This window comes from Kistimonas asteriae (assembly GCF_018263925.1).
Classification (GTDB): Bacteria; Pseudomonadota; Gammaproteobacteria; order Pseudomonadales; family Endozoicomonadaceae; genus Kistimonas; species Kistimonas asteriae.
Genome location: NZ_JAEVHF010000002.1, coordinates 15,083 through 38,450, shown reverse-complemented (window position 1 = coordinate 38,450; position 23,368 = coordinate 15,083). Strand labels below are relative to the sequence as shown.

The following is a 23,368-nucleotide window of genomic DNA, read 5'->3' as shown; positions in this document are numbered from 1 at the left end:
CAATAGCAGACGGACAAGCAGTATCGAATACTTGATCTGTCATTAGTACTTGAATCGGCATTCACCCTCAATAATTGATCGCACCCTGCTTAACGGGAGAGTAAAACCGTTAGGATTTCACAGGAAAACAAGCGTCAGAACAGCAGGGCCAAAGCCTGCTGCTCGGGCGTGACACCCACAGGCTTTGATGGAGACATTCCTGATGATTCAGAGAGCCAGAAATTTCACCACCCAGCGGGCTACCCGGCCGGAGTCGACTGGCGCCTGCAGGGAGATCAATGCTTCACGGATCCGATTGTGTGGAATCTGAAAATCCTGGCTGCCGATCAGTGCCCGAACAAAACTCAGGCTAAATTCAGGATGCCCCTGAATACTCAGAAAACAATCACCATACTGCAGCATGTAATAGGGACAGAACGCATTCCCCGCCAGAACCTCAGCGTCCTCCGGCAACACTACAACCTGATCCTGGTGGAAACAGGCGAGATCCATCGAATCACACCAGGGCTCCATCCAGGGCTTACGCTGCGCCATCTGGTTAAAGGCAACCCCAACCCCCCAGCCCCGGTCCGATTTTTCTACCGTTCCCCCCATGGCCTGCGCCATGATCTGGTGCCCAAAGCAGATACCGATGGTCTTTTTTTGTGCTTTATAGAGGTCTCGAACAAAGCCTTCCAGGCGGGCTATCCAGTCAAGCGGGTCATAGACGCCATTTTTACTGCCGCTGATCAGCCAGGTGTCACACTCATCCGGGCTGTCAGGGAACTGGTTTTCGAAGCAGGTATAGACCGCATACTCCAACTCAATCCCGGCGCTGGAGAGCAGGGTTTCAATCATTTCAGGGTAAGAACCGTATTCGCTGGCCAGCTCGGGGGTAAAGCTGCCGCATTGAAGAATTCCCAGTTTCACAGGCTCGTTCCCTCCAACAGTTAGGTGCAGATTTCCTGTAGCAGGAATCCTGCCGTTTTCGCATCCTGCCTTTAATCACAAGCTGATCGATCTCAGCCGTCAACTATTTCTTATCGGCTCAATCACTTTGACCGCCATAATAATGAGAAATTCCGAAATCTATATCAATTTATTTTGATATAGCTCGCATGCGTTGATAGACTTTCTCCCATGACTGCAACCGCTACCCCAATATCCCCACAAACCTTAGGGGAACAGGACTTTCAAACACTGGCCGCCCTTAACAAGGCGGCCGGTGATCCGTTGCGTCTGGAAATTCTGCGGTTACTACGCACAGAGTCCATGGGAGTACTGGAGCTGACGGCTGTCTTTGACAGCAAGCAATCCGGCATGAGCCACCACCTGAAGGTGCTGGCCAGAACCGGTCTGGTCACCACCCGCCGGGAAGGCAATTCCATCTTTTATCGTCGTGCGCTGCCGCCGGCAGAGGACAGCCTGGGCGATTACATTCGCGCCCTGTTTCAGGCCATTGACGTGATGCCGCTGAGTCAGGCTGTGCAAACCCGCCTGGACGACATCCGGGCACAGCGGGGCGAACAGTCCCGGGTCTTCTTTGCCCGCCATTTCCACGAATTCCGTCGACACCAGGAAATGATCGCCGAGCACGAACTTTATGCTCGCTCAGTGCTCGACATGCTCGGGAGCATCCAGCTGCCCGCCCATGACACCGCACTGGAACTGGGTCCCGGCGAAGGTTACTTCCTGCCCGCGCTGTCGCAACAGTTCCGGCGAGTCATGGCTGTGGACAACTCTGCCGATATGCTGGATCAGGCTCGTACAACGGCCACCAGCGCATCACTCGGTAATGTGGAATTCATCCTGGGTGAAACCAGTGATCTGCTAACCGCTTACCCGCACACTGTTGATTGCCTGATTGCTAATATGGTTCTCCACCATATTCCCAAACCAGAAACCATATTTCAGCATGCCGCGGCTATCCTGAAGCCCGGCGGCTGCCTGATCATCAGTGAACTCAGTGCTCATGACCAACACTGGGTGCGGGAATCCTGCGGCGATCTCTGGCTGGGATTCCGGGAAGAAGAACTGACGGAGTGGGCGCAAACGGCAGGGCTCACGACCGGTGAATCGCAATACCTGGGGCTGCGTAACGGCTTCCAGATACAGGTGCGCTGTTTCCGGCGCCCCCAATCCAATATCGTATTCAATAAATAACCTTTCAGAGGACACAGAGCACATGGCTGAATATTCACTGTTCACATCAGAATCCGTCTCCGAAGGCCATCCGGACAAGATCGCCGACCAGATTTCTGATGCGATTCTCGACGCCATGCTGACGGATGACCCGGAATCCCGCGTAGCCGTTGAAACCATGGTCAAGACCGGCATGGTCATCGTCGCCGGTGAAGTACGCACCAAAACCTATGTGGATATTGAAGATCTGGTCCGCCAGGTCGTGAAAGACATCGGCTACAACAATGGCGACCTGGGCTTTGACGGTGACTGTGTAGCCGTACTCAATGCCATCGGTAAACAGTCTCAGGACATCGCCATGGGCGTGGATGAAACCAGCATCCATGAACAGGGCGCCGGTGACCAGGGCCTGATGTTCGGCTACGCCACCAATGAAACCGATGTGCTGATGCCTGCTCCCATTTACTACGCCCACCAGCTGGTTAAGCGTCAGGCGGAAGTCCGCAAGAACGGTCAACTGCCCTGGTTGCGCCCGGATGCCAAGAGCCAAGTAACCCTGCGCTACAACGCTGAAGGCAAGCCGGTCGCAGTTGACGCGGTCGTCCTGTCTACCCAGCACAGCCCCAGCGTGAGTCAGGAAGAACTGCATAACGCGGTACTGGAAGAGATCATCCGCCCGGTTCTGCCCGCAGAGTGGCTGAGCTCAGAAACCCGTTACCACATAAACCCGACCGGCAACTTTGTCATCGGCGGCCCTGTAGGCGATTGTGGTCTGACTGGCCGCAAGATCATCGTGGACACCTACGGTGGCATGGCCCGTCACGGTGGCGGCGCCTTCTCCGGCAAGGATCCGTCCAAGGTTGACCGCTCCGCCGCTTATGCCGGCCGTTATGTTGCCAAAAACATTGTGGCCGCCGGCCTCGCAGATCGCTGCGAAATCCAGGTGTCCTACGCGATTGGTGTGGCTGACCCGACCTCTATCAGCATCAACACCTTTGGCACTGGCAAGGTCTCCGATGAGCGTATTGGCGAACTGGTGCGCGAACACTTCGACCTGCGCCCTAGGGGCCTGATTCAGATGCTCGACCTGAAACGTCCGATCTATCAGGCCACAGCCGCCTATGGTCACTTTGGCCGCGAGGAGAAGGAATTCACCTGGGAAGCCACTGACAAGGCCGACGCACTCAAGCAGGCCGCCGGACTGTAAAACGAAAGCCGCATGGATTATCCGCTGCGGCTTTTTTTTCGCCCAACAACATCGGGCGACACAAACAACGATACAACGAACATGACAACGCCAGAGCCAATGCTCGGGTAAAAGGAGATAAAGCGATGACCGCCAACCTCAACACCGTGGCAACCTTCAGCGACTACAAGGTCGCCGATATCAACCTGGCGGAATGGGGCCGCCGGGAAATCCAGATTGCCGAAGGCGAGATGCCGGCACTGATGGCCATTCGAAACAAGTACCGTGACCAGCAGCCGTTGAAAGGCGCCAGGATCATGGGTTGTATTCATATGACCATCCAGACCGCCGTCCTGATTGAAACCCTCGTGGAGCTGGGCGCCGAAGTTCGCTGGTCATCCTGTAACATTTTCTCCACCCAGGACCATGCCGCCGCCGCTATCGCTGCCGCCGGTATCCCTGTGTTTGCCTGGAAAGGAGAGACAGAAGAAGAGTTCTGGTGGTGTATTGAACAAACCATCCAGAAAGAAGGCGAGCTCTGGGACGCTAACATGGTGCTCGACGACGGTGGCGACCTGACCCTGCTGCTGCATGAGAAATACCCGGAATTACTGACCCTTATTCACGGTATTTCTGAAGAAACCACCACCGGTGTTCACCGCCTGCTGGAAATGATGGAAAAAGGTACATTGCATGTACCTGCCATCAACGTGAACGACGCTGTCACCAAAAGCAAGAACGACAACAAATACGGCTGCCGTCATTCACTGAACGACGCGATCAAACGCGCCACAGACCACCTGCTGGCCGGTAAGAAAGCGCTGGTCATCGGTTACGGTGATGTGGGTAAGGGTTCCGCTGCCTCCCTGCGTCAGGAAGGTATGATCGTTAAGGTCACCGAAGTGGATCCTATCTGTGCCATGCAGGCCTGCATGGACGGCTTCGAGGTTGTTTCACCCTATAACGATGGTATGAATACCGGCACCGCCGAATGCATCAACAAGGAGCTGCTGGCGACTATCGATCTGGTGGTGACAACCACTGGTAATGTCCATGTCTGTGACCGCCACATCCTGACATACCTGAAAAACAGCTGTGTCGTCTGCAACATCGGTCACTTTGATACCGAAATCGATACCGCCTTCATGCGTGAAACCTGGGAGTGGGAAGAAGTTAAGCCCCAAGTGCACAAGATCTATCGCAACCGTGCCGAGAATGATCATCTGCTGCTTCTCTCCGAAGGCCGACTGGTGAACCTGGGCAATGCCACCGGTCATCCTTCGCGGATCATGGACGGTTCCTTTGCCAACCAGGTGCTGGCACAGATTCACCTGTATGAGGCCGGTTTTGCCAACCTGCCAGCTGCCGAGAAACCAGAAAAAATCACGGTCACCGTCCTGCCCAAGAAGCTGGACGAAGAAGTGGCCCGTTACATGGTGGAAGGGTTCAGCGGGGTTATCACCCAGCTGACGCAGGAACAGGCAGACTACATCAGCGTACCGGTCGACGGGCCCTTCAAGAGCGACGACTACAAATATTAAAATCGTCGTTCATAAGGCGCGTCCGTCAGGGCGCGCCATCTGCCCATAAAGACCTTAAAAAATACGAGCAGAGCAGCGAACATGACAACATCAGCAGCCACATCCAGCTCCCCGACAGTGAGCTTCGAGTTTTTTCCCACGAAGACGGAAGAGGGCGCAGCCAAACTGCTCACGACAGCACAGAAGCTGACAGCCGCTAACCCGGAATTCTTCTCGGTGACCTATGGCGCGGGTGGTTCTACACGGGACCGCACCCGCGACTCGGTCTATAACATCCGGGAAACGACGTCCATTCCAACCGCCCCCCACCTTTCCTGTGTGGGCGACAGCAAAGAAGACATTCGTACGCTGCTGACCCGATACCAGCAGGATGGCATTCAGCGTATCGTCGCCTTACGGGGCGATCTTCCGTCCGGCATGGGTCGCTTCAACAGCGGTGACCTGCAATATGCCAATGAGCTGGTCGAGTTTATCCGCAGCGAAACCGGTGATCATTTCCATATCGAGGTGGCCGCGTATCCGGAAGTGCACCCACAGGCGCACAGCATGGAAGTGGATCTCCAGAATTTTGAGCGTAAGGTGAAGGCTGGCGCCTCATCCGCCATTACCCAGTATTTCTTTAATGCTGACAGCTATTTCTACTTTATAGAGCGCTGCCGCGGTCTGGGTATCGAGATTCCCATTCTCCCCGGCATCATGCCAATCACCAATTTCACCAAACTGGCCCGCTTTTCTGACGGCTGCGGCGCTGAACTTCCCCGCTGGATCCGCAAGCAGCTGGAAGCCTATGGCGATGATTCCGCCAGTATTCGCCAGTTCGGGGAGGAAGTGATTACACGACTCTGTGAACGCCTGCTGGCTGGTGGTGCGCCGGGACTTCATTTCTATACGCTGAATAACGCTGAACCCAGTTTGAAGATTTGGAATAATTTGACTGTCTAGCTTCTATAAACACTTCAGCACTTCTGTCTCAGTCAGAAGTGCTTTCCATTCTTGCCCATTTCCTGCCGCTTCAAATAAAACCATTGATAACAATTCTAACCACTCAGTTATGAACCATTCCTCTCAACAGCAGTATATTGGTGCAACACACTGCCACCATTCGAAACACATATTGGCCTGTTATCAAAGGGGAATTATCAATTATGGCAAGCTCTATGACTGAGATGAAACGCTCGCCCTCATTTAACACTGTCAATGAGCTTAGAAAGCTTCAACGACCACAAGGTCAAAATACAACTGGCGAATTTCAACACAGACAAAATAAAGGCCAGTCTAAAACAAACCTATCTCCACAGATGGGAGGGAGGGATGTCAAGTTTCAAGCGGATGCAGATGCCTATCACCGCACATTTAACGAATGGAGCTTCAAGAACTGCTGTCGGGGTTTTGGGAAATGCCTTATGAAATACGTCATTCGCCCGATTGCACGAGCTGCTGTTTTTGTTCTGGGCTGCACATTATTGCTTCCTTGGTCCATCTATCTGGTTGCAACCCACCATAAACACCACTGTGAAGATATGCGTAGTCCTTTAGTCGAAAACCATATGGGCGTTAAGCCAGAACATTCATTAGAAACCTATGCATCTCAAGTCAGAATTGCGGCGGATCAACTGGGTGAGACGGAGAAAGGTGGTTGCAGACTGTGCTGTGACGTATGCTGTCCGCTGCTGTGGCCATTTAAAGGCCCTCAATTGCTGGTCGAAAAATTTGATAACTGGTGCAGCAACAACAACAGGTCAGCAGATCAGTATCTGTACTCGAAAAAAACCCCTCTTTCTGAGAGTGAAAGGACGTTTTTTAAAAAACGCGGATATGATCTAGAAAATACAGCACCTTTCCCTGCTGCTCATATGATAGATGCTTAAGATATATGAAAATCACCCTTCATGATGATTTGAAATCCTACTGAAGGGTATTATCCCAATATGGCACTAAAACTCTACGCCTCTAGTAATAGGCGTAATGAATTGACGATGGTTCACTCAGCCTAATGATATAAGATATGCAGCATCTAAGGCTCACGTATTCTCTCTTTTGTTATGAGAAACCCTCGAATCCACACTCCTCAACCCCTGTGTGCAAACCGTGATATAACGCTGACAGACAGTGCAGCCAACCATGTTGGCAAAGTGCTTCGCATGCGCCCCGGTGATCCACTGATCCTGTTTAATGGTGAAGGTCATAGCTGGCAGGCTGAAATAACCTGTGTCAGCAAGAAACAGGTGGGCGTAAAAACACTGGAACAACTGCCTGGCGATAGTGAATCGCCTCTCCGGATTGAATTAGGACAGTGCCTCAGTCGTGGCGAGCGGATGGACTACGCGATACAGAAGGCAACAGAACTGGGGGTAACAGATATCACCTTACTCTTCAGCGAACGGTGTGAGGTTAAGCTGAGCAGTGAGCGTCAGGAAAAGCGTCTGCAACACTGGCAGCAAGTCGCGATCAGCGCCTGTGAACAGTGTGGGCGGAATCGTGTTCCTACTATCCATGCTCCCGTATCACTGGATACCTGGCTTAATAACCGGAATACCGATCTGAATTTTGTGCTGCACCATCGAACTGAAAAGCAACTCAAAGGCTTTGATCGTCCACAGTCTGTCTCACTACTGATCGGGCCAGAAGGTGGCTTGACCACAATCGAGATAGAGCAGGCTCAGGAACGGGGCTTTCATCCACTAGCGCTGGGGCCGAGAGTCATGCGAACAGAAACGGCACCAGTTGCCGCTGCCGCTGTTCTTCAATACCTCTGGGGTGACTGGAATTGAGAGAGTTCACATCTGGCAAATTTTTCTAAGTAAACGACAAATTTTATGTAATTGACCATTTGTCCAAAAAAGCTAACACTTGACAGGCACAGGGCCATACCCTGACTGCAGGATGCAATCGCTTTTAAGAACACACCAAGGTATTTCTCATGAAAAAAATCGTTTTAACCGCTGCTCTGGTTGCCGCTTCTTCTTCCGTTATGGCAGCTGCCCCCGGTGGTCCAAGCTGCGGATGGGGCAACATGCTGTTTGAAGGCCAAGCCGGCACGCCGACTCACGTTGTCGCCTATACCACCAACGGTACCTCCGGCAACGCGACCTTCGGCATGACCTCCGGCACCAACGGCTGCCAGACCTCTGCGCCGCTGACCTACCGCGGTGACAAGATGATCAATGTTGCCTACATGATGGACGAACTGTCCGAAGACATGGCGCGCGGAAACGGTGAAGCCCTGAATGCGGTTGCCGTCATGATCGGTATTGAGCAGGAAGACCGTGCTCGTTTTGCATCTATCACTCACGAGAACTTCAACCAGATCTTCCCGAGTGCTGACGTAACGGCGGATCAGGTCGTAAATAATCTGGCAGTTGTCATGAACAATGACGAGCAACTGTCCAAGTACATTGCATCCTGATAGCGTTTCGCTGATCAAAGACAGCTGTCTTTAAAAGATGGCTGTCTTTTTAATAACCAGACGTTTCATTCGTCCGATAACAGAGCAACCGGTTCTACCTATCCATGTCGCGCTTTTTGATTTCCGTCCTGGTCAGGCAGCTACCGGCCATGTTGCTGTGCCTGTTTTCTACGGCCGCCCTCGCTACGCCTGCCATCGAACCATTGGCGCGCTCCCCAATGTGGCTCAAGCTGGGGCATTATCACTCCAGCCTGATGAACCCTTCCGGTTACACCAGTTATGTGGATGATCCCGCGTTTTTCCTGAGCAAAGACGGGGATAACAACCCTCAGGCTGAGCTGGCAGCAACCATCCAGCTGTTCTCACAACCGGAGCAAACGGCAAACAGTCAGGCTTGTCGTTTTCAGGCGCGCTACCAGTGGCTGACTGAGCAGGGCTATACCTTTTCCTCCCTGTCCTGCCCTGAATACGACAACTGGCGTCAACAACTGCAGGCGCATTCTGTCACGCTGGCTTTCCCGGCCGCGTATATGAACAGCCCGTCGTCCATGTTCGGGCATACGTTCCTGCGCTTTGATCCGGAAAACATTGCTGAGGACTCCCTGTGGCTCTCTTGGGCGGTTAACTTTGGCGCCACACCGGAAGGGGAAGACAATTCCATTCTCTACGCCTGGAAAGGGGTCGCGGGCGGTTATCCGGGCAAGTTCGCCATGATGCCCTATTACCGGAAACTGCAGGAATACAATCGCCTGGAAAACCGGGATATCTGGGAATACCGATTGAACCTGTCGCCTGAACAAACCGCGTTTATCAGCAGTCATATCTGGGAATTGCGAGATATCCGCTTTGATTACTATTTCATTGATGAAAACTGCAGTTTCCGTCTGCTGGAGTTACTGGAACTGGCGAATCCAGACCTCGACCTGACCAGCCATTTTCCTGTAGCAGCCATTCCTGTGGATACTGTCAGAGCCGTGCTGGATGCAGATCTGGTTCAGAACGTACATTATCGCCCCTCCAACGCCACGACCCTGCACCACTACCTCGCGCCACTGACCCCGCCGGAACAAACCCTCGTTTACGAAATGGCACTGGATCCGGACTTAACGGATAGCGAGGCTGTCGCCCATTTGTCAGAACAACGACAGGCACGGATGATCCAGTCATCCTACAAATACCTGCGTTACGAGGTGAACAAGCAGTTTCGATCACCAGAAAACGCAAGAAACAGCCTGGCGTTGTTGCGGGGACTCAACCGGCTTCCGCCGCATAACATAACCCCACCAGTGGCGCCGGAGAAACCGGAACAAGGGCATGACACTTCGATGTTGGCGTTGGGCGCCGGCCATCACAAAGGCCTTGGCAATTATGTTGAGCTTCAAGGACGTTTTACCTATCACGACCTGTTAGATAATCGTGAAGGCTTCCCTCAAGGCGCCGAGATCACCTTTGGCGATTTGCGCATCAGGGGCTACGAGGACAATTACTGGCAACTCGAGCAATTGGATATCATCTCAATCCGCTCCCAGTATCCCCGGGATCGATTCTTCCAGCCGCTATCCTGGCAAATCCAGACAGGGTTGGAGCGTCAGCCCGGCTCCGATGGCAAGGAACACCTAGCAGCCCATATTAACGGTGGGGCTGGCATCACATTACCGATGACCGCCAATAGTCAGTGGTTTGGCCTGGCAACCCTGCGCCTTGAGCATAACAGTGGCTTCGATCGCAATATGCAACTGGCGCCCGGTATCAATACCGGGTTCAGCAGCCGTAACCCGCTGGGTAACTGGCGGCTGGAATGGCAGCTGGATCAATTCCTCAATGGTGAGTTGCGCTCAACAGTCTCCCTGGGACAGCACTGGGAACTGAATCGTAACAATGGCCTGCGCCTTGATGTGCGCTATGAAGACCAGGATGCATTCAATAACCATGAATTGTCGTTAAGCTGGCGCCACTATTTCTGATCAGGGACGATAATGAAACGAAAGACTCTCTATACGCTGACACTGACCATGGCATTGTTGACCAGCTTATTGTCAGGCTGCCAGAACCTGACAAGGCTCTACTTCTTTCCGGAAAGCGGTTACCGGCTGACGCCGGATCAGCTCAACCTTGCCTGGCAGCCCGTTGAGTTGAAAACCCGTGACAATACCACCCTGAAAAACTGGTGGCTGCCGGCACAGCCCGATCCAGATACTGGTGAGGTACTCGGCACTATCCTATTCCTGCACGGTAATGCAGAGAATATCAGCACCCATATTCACAGCATCGCCTGGCTTCCCAGGCAGGGCTATAACGTCTTTATGCTGGATTACCGAGGATTCGGCCATTCTGAAGGTAACCCCAAACTACCCGAGGTTTTTCAGGATATTGATGCCGCTGCTATCTGGCTGCAGACACAGGAAAGCGTTCGACAGAAGCCCCTGTATTTACTGGGGCAAAGCATCGGCGGCGCACTGGGTGCCACATGGATCAGCCAGACCAACCATCAGGATGCGTTCAGCGCTGTTGTACTGGATGCCCCTTTCGCCAGCTGGCCAGGAATGGCCCGCTACGCCATGTCCCGCCAATGGCAGACCTGGCCGCTATTACCAGGGACTTATCTGGTACCCGCGCAATGGGATGCTGAACAACATATTCAGAAACTGAAAAAACCACTACTGGTGATTCACAGTATTGAGGATGAGATTATTCCGACAGCCCAGTCCCGCAAGCTATATGACAAAAGCTACACACGAAAGCAGTGGCTGGAGGCAAGGGGGCCGCATATCGCAACATTCGGCCAGCGGGAAAACCGAAGCAGCGTCTTACAGTTTCTACAGGACCATCATCTCTAGAAAGGTACGGTACGCTTAGCTGCTGACGGTCATGACTTCATCAATCCCTGTTTCAATCCCATCCAGGTCAGGAATGACAGCAGGCGTTCCATGCACAATGACGCAGGCTTTCTCGTAGTCACCGGGTTCTTTGTCACGGTGCGTGATATCAGCAGGCGTGACACTCAATGGGTGGGGTATTCCCTGAACAACCAGTGCGTAGAAGCGTAAATCGCCCTTGTCACTGACGCGGTTCATGATAGCGAGCCGGGCGCTATCGCTGCTCTCGGCTAAAGCTTCGCCATTGGCGCGTTCAAACGAAACGACAGGAATCGTCTGATCACGCCAGCTTATCTGCCCCAGTAGCCACTCGGGTCCTTCTTCCATGCCTTCCAACGTTGAGAAAGGAATCATTTCAGCCAATGCCGCACTCGGCACCAGAAGGGCATTCCCCGAAACCGGGATAAGTAACGCTGACAACGTTTCCTGGCTGTTACTCATGATCCTGTCCTGTTTTCTATTGTCGTCTGAGTTATGCGGGACATTCTTCCCGCCTTGCTGCTGCCTGGCGAGCGATTCGGTTCACCAACTGCTGCGCCAGTTGTTCGGGCGTGCCGGAAAAACTGCTGAAACCGGCGGTTTGTATTGCCCCCGGCATCACTTCGCTGACTGCGTTGTCCAGACTCTGCGTCCAGACGGGAAGCCCTTCCTGCACATAGTTGCCAGCCTCTACCAGGCCATCCTCTCCCATGCCGGAAAAGATAATCGCACCACTGACCGGCCAGGCCAGGCGCGTCAGCGCCATCACTTCATCAATAGATGGGCTGTAAGGACCACTCCATCCCCTGCTGAGCAACCGAACACGCCGGTTGTCGTCAATATCTATGACCTGTTCAACTGGCGCCAGCAACACTTCCCCCTGATGGAGCTGCTGCCCCTCATCCGCAGTGACCACATCAAAGGAACTGTGTCGTGCAATCGTCGCTGCCAGTACCTGGGAAAACGCCCTGTCGATATGCTGGGCATAGATAAAGGCCACCGGCAAATCTTCAGGCAGGCTGTCCAGAAAGACTTTCACGGCTTCCGGTCCGCCCAGTGACGCCCCTAGCACCCAGACCTCATCAGCCGGTCGATGCCGGGTGCGTTGACGCGAAACCGGCTTTAAGGGCCAGGGTAAAACCTTACCCTGGCCTTTGGGTGGATCCGCTTTTGTCTTTGGCGTTACCGGAATCAAGGCTTTCAGCTTCGTCAACAAACGACGCTGCCAACGTGAATAGTCCGTACTGTTTCTGGCCGGTGCCTTACCAAGGCCGTAAAGCACAGGCGCCCGGGAGAGATCCGGCAATGATTCCAGCAGGAATTCACGATTGTTCTCATCTTCCAGATCAACAACCCAGAGACTGACCCGGGCATCCTCCAGCGCACCGGTTGTACACCCTTCCGTTGCCAGTGTGGCAATGACGGGGTACCCCGCTTCCAGCAGCAACATGCGTATGGCATGCCGCTGCAGCGACGTATCCGCAATAATGCCGACACCGCCGCTCTCAGCCATAGACACTGACCAGCCCCTCGATGGCTTCCAGCAACGGCCCTTCCTGGAACGGCTTGCCCATGTAATCGTTGACACCGATTTCCATGGCACGCTGACGGTGCTTGGTGCCGGTTCTGGACGTAATCATGATGATCGGTATACCCGACAATGCAGGATCATTCCGCACCGCGGTGGCGACCTCAAAGCCATCCATTCTCGGCATTTCGATATCGAGCAGAATCAGGTCAGGCCGCTGGTCCTGTAGCAGGGCCATGGCTTCCACACCGTCCCGTGCCACCAGTGTGTCGTAACCATGCCGACCCAGCAGGCGGGTGGTGACCTTACGGACGGTAACCGAGTCATCCACCACCATGATCAGTGCCTTCTCATCATGGCTTTCCGGTGCAGCGACAGGCTCAGCCTGAGGTTCAGCCGTAGTCGTACGCGCCAGCATCCTGAGCGCCAGCGCCGCAACATCCAGAATGATCACGACCCGACCATCCCCAAGAATCGTCGCGCCGGAAATGCCCGGTAACTTCGCAAACTGCGGACCCAGGCTTTTCACGACGATTTCCCGGCTGGCTGACAGGCCGTCGATCTGCAAGGCAACACTGGTATCACCGGAATGGACCAGCAACACCGGAACATCCTGCGTCATCTGCGCCAGAAGGGGTTGGCCTTTGCCGAACATTTCGCCGAGATAATGGAGTCGGTAGCTACGCCCGGCATACTCGAACAGGCCGCTGTCATAACCGGTCTGCAAGTCTTTCGGACTGACACGCACTATACCCTCAATGGTATTGAGTGGGACGGCATACACCTCTTCCCCCTGATTCACCATCAACGCCCGGTTGACGGACAGGGTAAAGGGCAGCCGAACATCAAACGTGGTACCGGCATCCTGATCAGAATGAATATCCAGACGACCACCGAGCTGCTTAAGCTCACTGTTCACCACATCCAGACCGACACCACGACCGGATATCTGGGTAACTTTCTCCGCCGTACTGAAACCGGGTTCAAGAATCAGTCGGGTGACGTCAGCATCACTGACATCCGCGCCTGATGCCAGCAGGCCTCGCGCCAGCGCTTTCTCCCTAATGGCGTCGGGGTTCAGTCCTTTACCGTCATCACGGAGGCTCAGAACAATATCGCCACCTTCACGGCCGAACACCAGGCTGATCTGGCCGGTGGAGGGCTTGCCCTTGCGGGTTCGCGCCTCCGCACTTTCAATACCGTGGTCGACCGCATTCCTGAGCATATGCTCCAGCGGCGCCAGCATCCGCTCCATGACGCTCCGGTCCATTTCGCCCTCAGCATTTTCTACCTTGAGCTCCACATCCTTACCCAGTTCTGACGACACCTGCCTGACAATCCGGCGTAAACGCGGCAGCAGGCGGGAGAAGGGCACCATGCGGGTCCGCATCAACCCTTCCTGCAACTCGGTATTGATCCGGGCCTGCTGCGTAATCAGGGTTTCGGAATCCCGGTTACGGTCTGCCAGTGCATCCTTGAGATCCATCAAGTCCGTCGCCGATTCCACCAGCGAGCGCGACAGCTGGGTCAATTCGGAATACTGGTCCATTTCCAGAGGATCAAACTCAGGATGGTCTGCCAGTTCCCCTTCATGGCGGGAGAGAATCTGGCTCTGGGTTTCAATATCCAGACGCCGCAGCTGCTCCCGCAGACGCTCGATGGTGTCGTGCATTTCCTGAAGGGTATAGCTGAAGTCGCTGATCTGCTGCTCTATCCGTGCCCGGCTGATACTGGTTTCACCGGCCAGGTTAACCAGCTGTTCGAGCAGTTCCGCAGGTACACGCACCATTTCACGGGCGGACACTTCAACCGCGTTATTACCTGCAGCTTGTCCTGATGAAAGAAAAGCCGGCGCTTTGATGAACGGCACTTGATTATCATCAGGCTGCGGGAATGAGAGGACATCCGCAATTTTCCGATTCGGTTCAACCGGATCAGGCGTTTCTGATACTTCCGGTACCTGTGCGGTAGCAACCGATTCATCAGACTGTCCAAAGCTTGATGCAACACCCTCAACCAGGCGCTGCAACTGTTCAGCATCAGTGCTCAGTCCACGAATTTCATCCTTACTGATACTCCCTTTCTGCTGCAGCCCTTCAACTACTACTTCCATCTGATGACTGGCATCACCCAAATCACCCAGCCCGGCCATTCGGGCGCTACCCTTGAGGGTATGGAGCGCCCGCATCAGCTCTTCTGCCGGCATCATGTTGGCGGTATCTGACTGCCAGGCAGCCACCTGCTCTTCTATCTGCTCCAGCAGATCCGTCGCCTCTTCCAGGAAGATACCGGCCATTTCCGGATCCAGCCCATCAGGCAGTGCAACAGATACAGGCTCGGGAGCTAATAGCTGGCTATTCTCCTGCGCCTCTTTTGTTGGAATATCATCATCGGTCTTACCGCCCCTGAATTCATGAATCAGGATGCGCAGGTCTTCTGCCGAACGACACACGTTGTTAGAACGCAGCTGGCTGAGCATTTCATCCAGAGTGTCATGGGTGCGCAACAGAAGGTTGATCAGCTCCTGTGAAGCAGAAAGCCGCGCTTTACTCAGGTCTTCATAGAGATATTCCAGTTCATGACCCAGATCACCGATGGCGGTGACACCCGCCATTCGCGCACCGCCCTTCAAGGTGTGGAGGTGGCGCTGGAGTGCCTGCAGGCAGCTCTGGTCGTCTGGATATTCCAGCCAACGGTAAAGGTCACGTGACGCCTCATCGAGGATGTCCGTTGCCTCATCCAGGAACAGGGCAATCAGCTCCTGATCCATGTCATCCGACGCGGTATCGCTCTTTTCAACGGTCTCAGCAGAAGCGGTGTTGTCGTTAGCCTCATCATCTGAAGCCATCGACGCACTATCCTGCAGCAGGACTGTAATCCGATCCAACAGCGGCTGAGAACCGGTAGGTGTCTGTTGAGCCGCCAGCTGATCCATCATCGCAATCAGGTGCTCATGGCTATCCCGTAACAGCTGCACCAGGTCATCATCCATCGTAATCTGGCGTTGCAGAATACGCTGATAGAGTTCAATGAGGCTGTCTGCCAATGTCGCCAGTGGTTCAATATCCACCCGTTTCGCGCTATCACTCACCGTAATCAAGGCATTGAGCAGCGCCTGGGCAGTCTCTGTATCCTGCTGATGATTCCAGTGGACCAGCGTGTCATTGGCCTCCAGCAGCAGGTCGACCCCTTCGGCCAGAAACAGGGCAACGGACTTTGGTTCCTGGCGAGGACCAGAAGTCTGTTCTTTCTCATCAATATCCGCTAACCGCTCAGACTGCAGCAGCTGTATTTCCTTAAGGAGTTCATTCGCCCCAGCCAATGCCGACAGCGGGTTGGCATCCAGCTGATCCAGCTGATCCAGCTGATCCAGACCATCCTGTATCAACAGGCCGCCATGATTCAGCAAGGCCAGCACAGGCTCATCGGCAACGATGTTGTGTGCCTGGAATGCCTTGATCATTTTCTCCAGCGGTGTCACTACCTCTGCCACCGGCGTGATACCGGCCATGCTGGCGCTCCCCTTCAGGGTATGCAGTGATCGCTGCAGCGCATCACTGATATCCAGGGCAACCTGCCGCTCATTGGATTCAGCAATAAAATCATTAATAACCTGAAGATGAACCACGGCTTCCTTGCGGAAGATATCCAGCAGATCCGCTTCCGATTCCGCTTGCTCAGCTGCGCTATCATCGACAGCCTGAGTCTCAGGAACAGTGGGGGGTAGTTCGATGGGTGTCCAGCTTTCTCCGCGGGCATAACAGTCCGCTTCATCCATCAAGGACTGAATATCCGGTGATAACCACTGTCGTTTTTCTGCGAAAGCAGCCATCATCGAGGGAAGCAGCGCAATCACTCGATCAACCAGTGAAACCTGCGCATCAGTGGGATCAATGGAACCATCGATGACTTTGTTGAGCATGTTTTCAATGCTCCAGGCCAGTTCACCGACAACCGTGGCGCCCACCATACGACCACTGCCTTTCAGTGTATGGAAACCCCGCCGGAACTCTGCCAGTGAATCCGCATCAGTACGATCCGCTTGCCAGCGTGGGAAGTATTCGGCCAGTGTTTCACGGACCTCCTGGGCTTCCTCTATGAAGACTTCCAGCAGGTCGTCATCGATGAGGTCGTCGGTCTGCTCTGACGTTGCACTATCGACCGACTCAGGCGAAACCGCTAAAGGCTCATAAGAAGCCAGTACAATCTCTTCGATAATCTCGTCGGACGGTACTTCCGTCGACGCATTATCTGGACGGTAACCCAATCGATTCAGGCTCTCATCCACAACATCCAGAATAACGTCTCCCTGGCTCTGCTGATCATCCAGGAGACGTTCAAGGTAATACTCCACCCCGGCAATGGCGTCTGCCAGTGTATCCAGCGACTGCCAGGCCGGTTCTGCACGACCACTCAGCAGCTCCTGTTCCACATACTGCGACGCCGCTGCCACCTGCTGCGCGGCACGCTCCAGCGGAATCATAGCCAGACCACCGCGAACACTGGCCAGTACGTCGGGCACTGGCGCCAGGCAGCGGGTATCCCACTGCGAGGCGATATAATCGACAATGGCGTCTTTCGCCTGTTCCAGTCCGCTGCGCGCCTCCTGGATGACCGCCTGGTGAGCACTGGCAAGATCCGCTTCCGGCACATTGGATGTGCTGACTGTCGCCGGTTTTTCCTGCGTCATGCCAGCCAGGGTCGCTTCTGCGTAGAGCAGGCTCCCTGCCACATCCATCAGGACGTTGCCGTCATAGCGATCCTCATTCACCATGCGGCTCAGGATATCGACCTGGTCCTGGATCACCTTACGGGGAATGCCCAGACCCAGAACGCCCATGGTATCCGCTACCTGACTGAGCACCGGCAATTGTGCTTTCACCAGTTCCCGGTCATTACCCGGGCTGCGGACGTATAGATCCAGAGCATCCTTGACTGACATCAGTTCATCGGACACCGCCTTGATCACCGATGACATCGCAGCGTTATCCGGCCCATGTAGCCGTTGACGTTCCAGTGACACCGTATTCTCATCCGGCAAAGCGTCATTGAGCCGATACTGCGACTGGATCGCTTCCGTCAGCGGCCCCTTATCGGTTGAACGGGCCACGTAGTACAGCAGGTTTTTCAGTAAATCTTCGGGCACCGTCCGGTTTACCGCGGTTTCACCTTCCTCAATCAGGCAGCGGATTTCTGCATCCACCTGCCTTAACAGATTTCTTACCGTTGAGGTGTTTTTGCAGCCACCGGTCGCGAGACCTTCCAGCAACGCAGACACAACAGGCCACAACAAACCAGCCGGTGTCCCTTCCAGCAACGTCTTAAGACGCTCAGAGACCTTCAGGAGATACCCAAGGTTCTCCTCGGTTTTGAGTCCCTTGATGTAGCCGACCAGCGCCATCTGGTACATCTGACGCAATTTTTTCAGGAAAGCCGACAGCTTGGGGTTTCTGAACGGTTTAAGCTGATCACCGATCACTGCCGGTACAGGAGAGCCCAGGTGAGGGGTGAACAGGGATGTCTCAGACAGCAGGTTCTCACCTCGGGCCGCCCGAAGATCATTCAGCACCGGCATGACCACCACCGGCAGATCCCGTCGACCACGGTAGACCTGTTCAAGATAGGGGGGAATCTGCAGGATGGACTGCATCAGCACTTCCAGCGCCTCATCCCGGTTCGCGACCGAGCCGTCCAGCAGGGCGCGGGTGAGCGCTTCCATTTCTTCCGCCAACAGGGCCGCGCCATAGAACTCCACCATGGTCAACGTGCCATGGACCTGATGGATATAGTTCAGGCAGAAACGCAGTCGGGTATCATCCTGTTCGCCAGACTGCACACTGTCGACATACGCTTCCAGCGACTGACGCGCCTGTGTCAGGGTGTCACTGATCTCACCTTTCACCCAGTCGAGGGCGACGTAATCGTGGTGATCCCCCATAATGTCTCCCGTTGGTTGCAGCCTTGCTGCACCTAAGTTATTTACTGCAGGTCACACCAGCCTTGGCTGGTCACAGGCGATAAAAAGCCAGTACCTGATCATTGTTGACCTGTTGCAGATCCGGATGCGTCCAGTCTGTGATTTCACCCGGCCCCAGAACCAGAAGCCCGCCGGGCGCCAGCCGCTCCGCCAGCTGCCCAAGAATGATCCGCCGACGCCAGGGCCTGAAATAGATCAGCAGGTTCTGGCAACAAATGACGTCCATATTGCGCATGGGTGCCCGCTCCAGATCCAGCACATTGACGCGGGTGAAGCAGACACGCTCACGCAGCAGGGGCGCTATTCTCAGGGTACTTCCCGCACATTCTTCGAAATAACGTTGCTGTAATTCTGGTGAGAGATCCCCCAGACGCCGCCGGGCATATTCCCCCTGTCGCGCCTGTGCCAGCGCCTTGAGGCTGATATCCGTGCCCGTTACGCTATAGCGAATCACCTGTTTGCTTTGGCGCAACAGCTGACAGACCGTCATGGCCAGCGACCAGGTTTCCTCACCGGTGGAGCAACCTACGCTCCACAACTCAAGGCCTGACTGTTGCTTTTCAGCAATACGCTGTTCCAGAAAGGACGTCATCAAGTCAAACGACGGAGGGTGTCTGAAAAAGCGGGTTTCATGCACCGTCAACCGTTCAACCAATGTCGTCCATTCCAGGGAACCGTCAGCCGCCGTGACCCGCTCGTAGTAGGTGTCGTAATCGCTCAACCCAAGCTCGCGCATCCGGCCGGCCAGATTGGCCTGCAGGATGGAGCGATGCTGCCAGCTGATATGGTTACCGGTACGTCCTTCAAGCAGATTCTGCCATTTGTCGTACTGTTCCGGCGTCATTTCCGGCACGGGCTGCACTGACCAGCGGGGCATGGACATATCATGCTACTCCGGCGTCATGCGCTCAGGATTCCAACGAATCAACCGGCGACTCCGGGAGCTTGAAGCCCGCCACCGACTGCCGCATGCCACTGGCCATATTCGCCAGGTTACCGATGGACCGTGCGGTCGCATTGGTACCGGCCGATGTCTGGGACGTGATCTCCTGGATAACGTTCATCGTATTGGAAATATGACCCGCAGAAGACGACTGCTGCCGTGCTGCGTTGGAGATGTTCTGGATCAGGGTCGAGAGACTGTTGGAAACCTGCTCGATATCTTCCAGCGCCACACCGGCATCCTGGGCCAGACCTGCACCCCGCACAACTTCCGAGGTGGTCTGTTCCATGGAGATAACGGCTTCGTTAGTGTCGGTCTGGATGGTTTTAACCAGGCCTTCAATCTGCTTGGTTGCCGCAGATGCCCGTTCCGCCAGACGCTGAACTTCGTCCGCAACCACCGCGAAGCCCCGGCCTGCTTCACCGGCCATGGAAGCCTGGATCGCCGCATTCAGTGCCAGAATGTTGGTCTGATCCGCAATGTCGTTGATCAGGGAAACGATATCACCGATCTCCTGAGAGGATTCACCCAGTCGCTTGATACGCTTCGAGGTATCCTGAATCTGCTCACGGATGGTATCCATGCCCGAGATGGTGTTCTGTACCAACTCGTTACCCTTGTTGGCCAGGTCAACCGACCGCTCAGCAACCGCTGCGGATTCAGAAGAGTTGGCAGATACCTGATCGATGGAAACCGCCATCTCATTGATCGCCGCGGAGGCACCGGCAATCTCCTGCGCCTGGTGTTCCGCCGCCTCGGCCAGGTGTTTCGCCGTGGTCTGGGTTTCATCCGCCGCGCTGGCAACCTGCACAGCGGTGTCGTTGATGGTGTTAACCAACGCCCGGAGCTGTTCGATGGAGAAGTTAATGGAGTCGGCAATCGCGCCAGTGAAATCTTCGGTTACGGTCGCGGTAACAGTCAGGTCACCATCGGCCAGATCAGCCAGTTCGTCCAGCAGTCGCAGGATCGCGGCCTGGTTCGCTTCATTACTGGCAGCGGTTTCAGCCAGACGACGGCGGGTACCACCCACCATGACCAGACCAATCAACAGGATTGCGCCCAGTGCTATAAGACCGGGGGCTGCAACGGTCAGCTCATTACCCTGAATCACTGAGCGCTGATCAGCCAGATGCTCGAATGTCATGGCCAGGTCTGAGGTATTTTTCAGCAGCTGCTGTGAATTCACAAAGATCTGGTCGGAGGCTTCACGTACCAGGAACAGTTCCGGCGAGGTTTCCAGAATCTCATCCACCGAGCCCGAAACGAATTCAAACAGATCGGCAATTTCCACTAGACGGTCGATGGCTTCTTCATCTTCCACCTGAGAAATATTCATGGCGATGTTGCCTTCCAGCATCCCGTTCAGAACCCGTCCAAACAACTTGGCGTCACGACCAAAACTGTCGGCCGCCATCACGGAATCCTCGCCACCTTCAAGTACCTTGCTGACGCTTCGAACGATACGCTCTGCCAACCAGGGCTGACGCTGGGCCACGGAAATCTGCTCAGCCGGCGCTTCGGTTTCCAGCAGGATTTCCACCACTTCATCGTATTCCACCTGGAGCTGGGGAATGGTTTCTGCCAGGGTGGCAGCAACGTCATGGAGTGAAAGTACCGTTTCCTGGCTTTCCAGAATGTTGTCGGTATTCTGCCGGACACGGTTCCAGGTCGTGGTCACGCCCTGCATCTGTTCAGCAACCACGGGAGACTGTCCGCCAGCAGCAGGCAGGCCCATGGATGGATCGCCAGACTGCAGATAGTTGTAACGTCGCTGGAACTCATCCCGCGCCCGCTTGAGCAACGGGAAGGCCTCGGATTTACCCGATACAGCTTCCGTCGCGTTCTTCGCTATCTGCTGCGACAGAACCCGCAATTCACCCGCGTGAGCGATGTATTCCTTGTCCTGCGTCGACTGCTTGTTGATCAGCCAGAACGCCCCAATCATCGCAACCAGTGACAGGAACAACACAACAAACAGGGTCAGGATGACACCGTTTGTCTGCGATCCGCTTGCTGCTTTTGCTTTGCCTTTCATTTCTCTCTGGCCCCCGCTGGCCTGGAAGTCATTGTTCTTGCTTTATTCAGTCAGGGCTCTGTAGCGAGCCGTTCCCCAGAGACACTCTACGCTGTCCGACTGTCAGGCAGTCTCCAGCGCCACCTGCATGAAACTGGCATGTTCTGCCAGCGTGAAAAGACTGAACACCAGGTAGGACGCTTCCCGCTGGTAGCTGCCCGCCAGCAATGGCTGCAGTGCCTCCGACGTACTGGCCGGTATACAGTCAGAAAAAGTATCCGCTTCAAAATGCTGCATGCCCTGAACACCATCGACAATCAGGCCGCAGATCAGATCACCCTGCTCAAGCACCAGGATGCGACGGGTGGTACTGGCAGACGAAGGCTCCAACCCCAGAAATTCACCCAGATCCATAACGGGCAGCAGGCGTCCACGACTGTTGGCCACGCCCTTTATCCAGGATTTCACGCCGGGCACCATCGTAATGCTGTCAGGCACGTGGAGAATTTCCGCCACCTCAGACAGAGGCGCCACACAACGCTCTCCGGCCAGTGAGAAACCCACACCGCTCCAGTACTGTTTCAGGTCCTGCTGGGCAGGCAAACCGTCACTGTTGGCACGGGCGCGCTGGTCAAGGTCAAGCAACAGCTCAAACGGTGTACTCATACCCGGCCTCGCCAGTCCAAAACCACGAAACCCTGCACAGAGCAGGGAGAGGAAGAGAAAAGCACGGTTTGCACACTTGTTATCGTTATCATGTCAACCCGTATGTGAGGGGCCGCTTCACGCGGCCATGACATCTTGCAGCTTCTGAATCAGATGGGATGCTTCCACCGGCTTGGTCAGATACCCCTTGGCGCCTTGGCGCTCACCCCAGACCCGATCCGTTTCCTGATCTTTAGTGGTCACAATAATGACCGGAATATGGCTGGTTTCCTGATCCCGTGATAGCTGGCGCGTCGCCTGGAAACCATTCAGGCCAGGCATCACGATATCCATCAACACCGCATCCGGCTTTTCAGCCCGACACAGGGCGACGCCATCGGCGCCATTGTCGGCCTTGAGCACTTCATGCCCGTGGTTTTTCAGGACCTTTTCCAGAATCGCCGTTTCTGTTGGAGAGTCATCAACAATCAGTACACGCGCCATGGTTCCCCCGGTATTTCTTCACGCATTCCCATGAGACAAGTTGGGATGCGCTTGTTTATTGGTTATGACCGCAGCCTGGCTCTGGCTGCAAGCGCCGCGTTTATGCCGCCGGTCGATATTCCCGTATCGCATCCAGCAACTCTTCCTTGCTGAACGGTTTTGTCAGGTACTTGTCAGAGCCGACAATGCGCCCCTTTGCTTTATCAAACAGCCCGTCCTTGCTCGACAGCATGATGACCGGTGTGCCCTTGAAGGTGCTGTTGTTCTTGATCAGGGCACAGGTCTGGTAACCATCGAGGCGAGGCATCATGATATCGACAAAGATGATATGCGGACGGGTATCGGCAATCTTGGCCAGCGCGTCAAAGCCGTCTATGGCGGTGACAACATCGCAGCCGACCTTCTTGAGCAGCGTTTCTGCAGTACGGCGTATGGTCTTGCTGTCATCAATGACCATTATCCGCAGATTCTCAAAGTTATCGCTCATTCTTGGCCCTTCCCTACCGGGTCAGTGCATCTGCCATGCTTCTTGTTATTGTCTGCCTTGCGGCGTAGAAGCCACTTTTTAACATACATTACTACGGCATTCTACTGACCACGTCACGGTAAATACAAGTTCATCATCCGATGATCGGAACCGGAAAGGGG

At 54.7% G+C, this 23,368-nt stretch carries 18 protein-coding genes; 9 read left to right on the top strand and 9 right to left on the bottom strand.

Translation table 11 applies throughout. The features are described 5' to 3' along the window. Positions 1-207: 207 nt before the first annotated feature. Positions 208-909 carry a glutamine amidotransferase-related protein gene (locus KHS78_RS02595; protein WP_211824875.1) on the bottom strand — a complete coding sequence of 234 codons (702 nt, stop codon included), beginning with the start codon at positions 907-909 and terminating at the stop codon, positions 208-210. Between the two features lie 210 nt (positions 910-1,119). Here KHS78_RS02595 and KHS78_RS02590 point away from each other — a divergent pair, with 210 nt between their 5' ends. The 9 genes from KHS78_RS02590 (at position 1,120) to KHS78_RS02550 (ending at position 11,091) form a co-directional block, all read left to right on the top strand. Continuing rightward, positions 1,120-2,142, top strand: a complete 1,023-nt coding sequence (locus KHS78_RS02590; RefSeq protein WP_211824873.1) for an ArsR/SmtB family transcription factor — start codon at positions 1,120-1,122, stop codon at positions 2,140-2,142. Between the two features lie 22 nt (positions 2,143-2,164). Continuing rightward, positions 2,165-3,328 carry a methionine adenosyltransferase gene (gene metK / locus KHS78_RS02585; RefSeq protein WP_211824871.1) on the top strand — a complete coding sequence of 388 codons (1,164 nt, stop codon included), beginning with the start codon at positions 2,165-2,167 and terminating at the stop codon, positions 3,326-3,328. A gap of 125 nt (positions 3,329-3,453) precedes the next feature. Then, complete coding sequence (gene ahcY / locus KHS78_RS02580; protein WP_211824870.1) at positions 3,454-4,848, top strand: adenosylhomocysteinase; 1,395 nt, start codon at positions 3,454-3,456, stop codon at positions 4,846-4,848. Positions 4,849-4,929: 81 nt separating this feature from the next. Beyond that, a complete protein-coding gene (gene metF / locus KHS78_RS02575) occupies positions 4,930-5,790 on the top strand; it encodes a methylenetetrahydrofolate reductase [NAD(P)H] (protein ID WP_211824869.1) in 861 nt (286 codons plus the stop codon). 203 nt (positions 5,791-5,993) lie between these two features. Further along, positions 5,994-6,716: a hypothetical protein gene (locus tag KHS78_RS02570; RefSeq protein ID WP_211824868.1), complete on the top strand. Its 723-nt coding sequence runs from the start codon at positions 5,994-5,996 to the stop codon at positions 6,714-6,716. 174 nt (positions 6,717-6,890) lie between these two features. After that, positions 6,891-7,619, top strand: coding sequence for a 16S rRNA (uracil(1498)-N(3))-methyltransferase (locus tag KHS78_RS02565; protein ID WP_211824867.1), 729 nt, complete (start codon positions 6,891-6,893; stop codon positions 7,617-7,619). 149 nt (positions 7,620-7,768) lie between these two features. After that, complete coding sequence (locus tag KHS78_RS02560; protein WP_211824866.1) at positions 7,769-8,254, top strand: DUF3015 domain-containing protein; 486 nt, start codon at positions 7,769-7,771, stop codon at positions 8,252-8,254. Between the two features lie 104 nt (positions 8,255-8,358). After that, positions 8,359-10,218 carry an Lnb N-terminal periplasmic domain-containing protein gene (locus KHS78_RS02555; RefSeq protein WP_211824865.1) on the top strand — a complete coding sequence of 620 codons (1,860 nt, stop codon included), beginning with the start codon at positions 8,359-8,361 and terminating at the stop codon, positions 10,216-10,218. Between the two features lie 12 nt (positions 10,219-10,230). Next, positions 10,231-11,091 carry an alpha/beta hydrolase gene (locus KHS78_RS02550; protein WP_211824863.1) on the top strand — a complete coding sequence of 287 codons (861 nt, stop codon included), beginning with the start codon at positions 10,231-10,233 and terminating at the stop codon, positions 11,089-11,091. 15 nt (positions 11,092-11,106) lie between these two features. Here the strand turns inward: KHS78_RS02550 and KHS78_RS02545 are convergent, their stop codons facing one another. From KHS78_RS02545 to pilG, 8 genes are all read right to left on the bottom strand, one after another. Further along, positions 11,107-11,571: a chemotaxis protein CheW gene (locus KHS78_RS02545; protein WP_211824861.1), complete on the bottom strand. Its 465-nt coding sequence runs from the start codon at positions 11,569-11,571 to the stop codon at positions 11,107-11,109. 31 nt (positions 11,572-11,602) lie between these two features. Next, the gene (locus tag KHS78_RS02540; protein ID WP_246506061.1) at positions 11,603-12,622 is read right to left on the bottom strand and encodes a chemotaxis protein CheB; all 1,020 of its coding nucleotides are present in this window, start codon (positions 12,620-12,622) and stop codon (positions 11,603-11,605) included. After that, positions 12,615-18,575 (bottom strand): Hpt domain-containing protein, encoded by a 5,961-nt coding sequence (locus KHS78_RS02535; protein ID WP_211824857.1) that lies wholly within the window; start codon positions 18,573-18,575, stop codon positions 12,615-12,617. Before KHS78_RS02535 ends, KHS78_RS02540 begins: the two co-directional genes overlap by 8 nt. 70 nt (positions 18,576-18,645) lie before the next feature. Then, positions 18,646-19,491: a CheR family methyltransferase gene (locus KHS78_RS02530; RefSeq protein ID WP_281416976.1), complete on the bottom strand. Its 846-nt coding sequence runs from the start codon at positions 19,489-19,491 to the stop codon at positions 18,646-18,648. A gap of 31 nt (positions 19,492-19,522) precedes the next feature. Then, positions 19,523-21,502 (bottom strand): methyl-accepting chemotaxis protein, encoded by a 1,980-nt coding sequence (locus KHS78_RS02525; RefSeq protein WP_425513955.1) that lies wholly within the window; start codon positions 21,500-21,502, stop codon positions 19,523-19,525. A gap of 192 nt (positions 21,503-21,694) precedes the next feature. Then, entirely contained in the window at positions 21,695-22,237 is a 543-nt protein-coding gene (locus KHS78_RS02520; RefSeq protein ID WP_211824851.1) for a chemotaxis protein CheW, read from the bottom strand. A 117-nt stretch (positions 22,238-22,354) separates the two neighbouring features. Further along, positions 22,355-22,720 carry a twitching motility response regulator PilH gene (gene pilH, locus KHS78_RS02515; RefSeq protein ID WP_211824849.1) on the bottom strand — a complete coding sequence of 122 codons (366 nt, stop codon included), beginning with the start codon at positions 22,718-22,720 and terminating at the stop codon, positions 22,355-22,357. Between the two features lie 100 nt (positions 22,721-22,820). Further along, positions 22,821-23,207, bottom strand: a complete 387-nt coding sequence (gene pilG / locus KHS78_RS02510) for a twitching motility response regulator PilG (protein ID WP_211824847.1) — start codon at positions 23,205-23,207, stop codon at positions 22,821-22,823. Positions 23,208-23,368 lie beyond the last annotated feature (161 nt).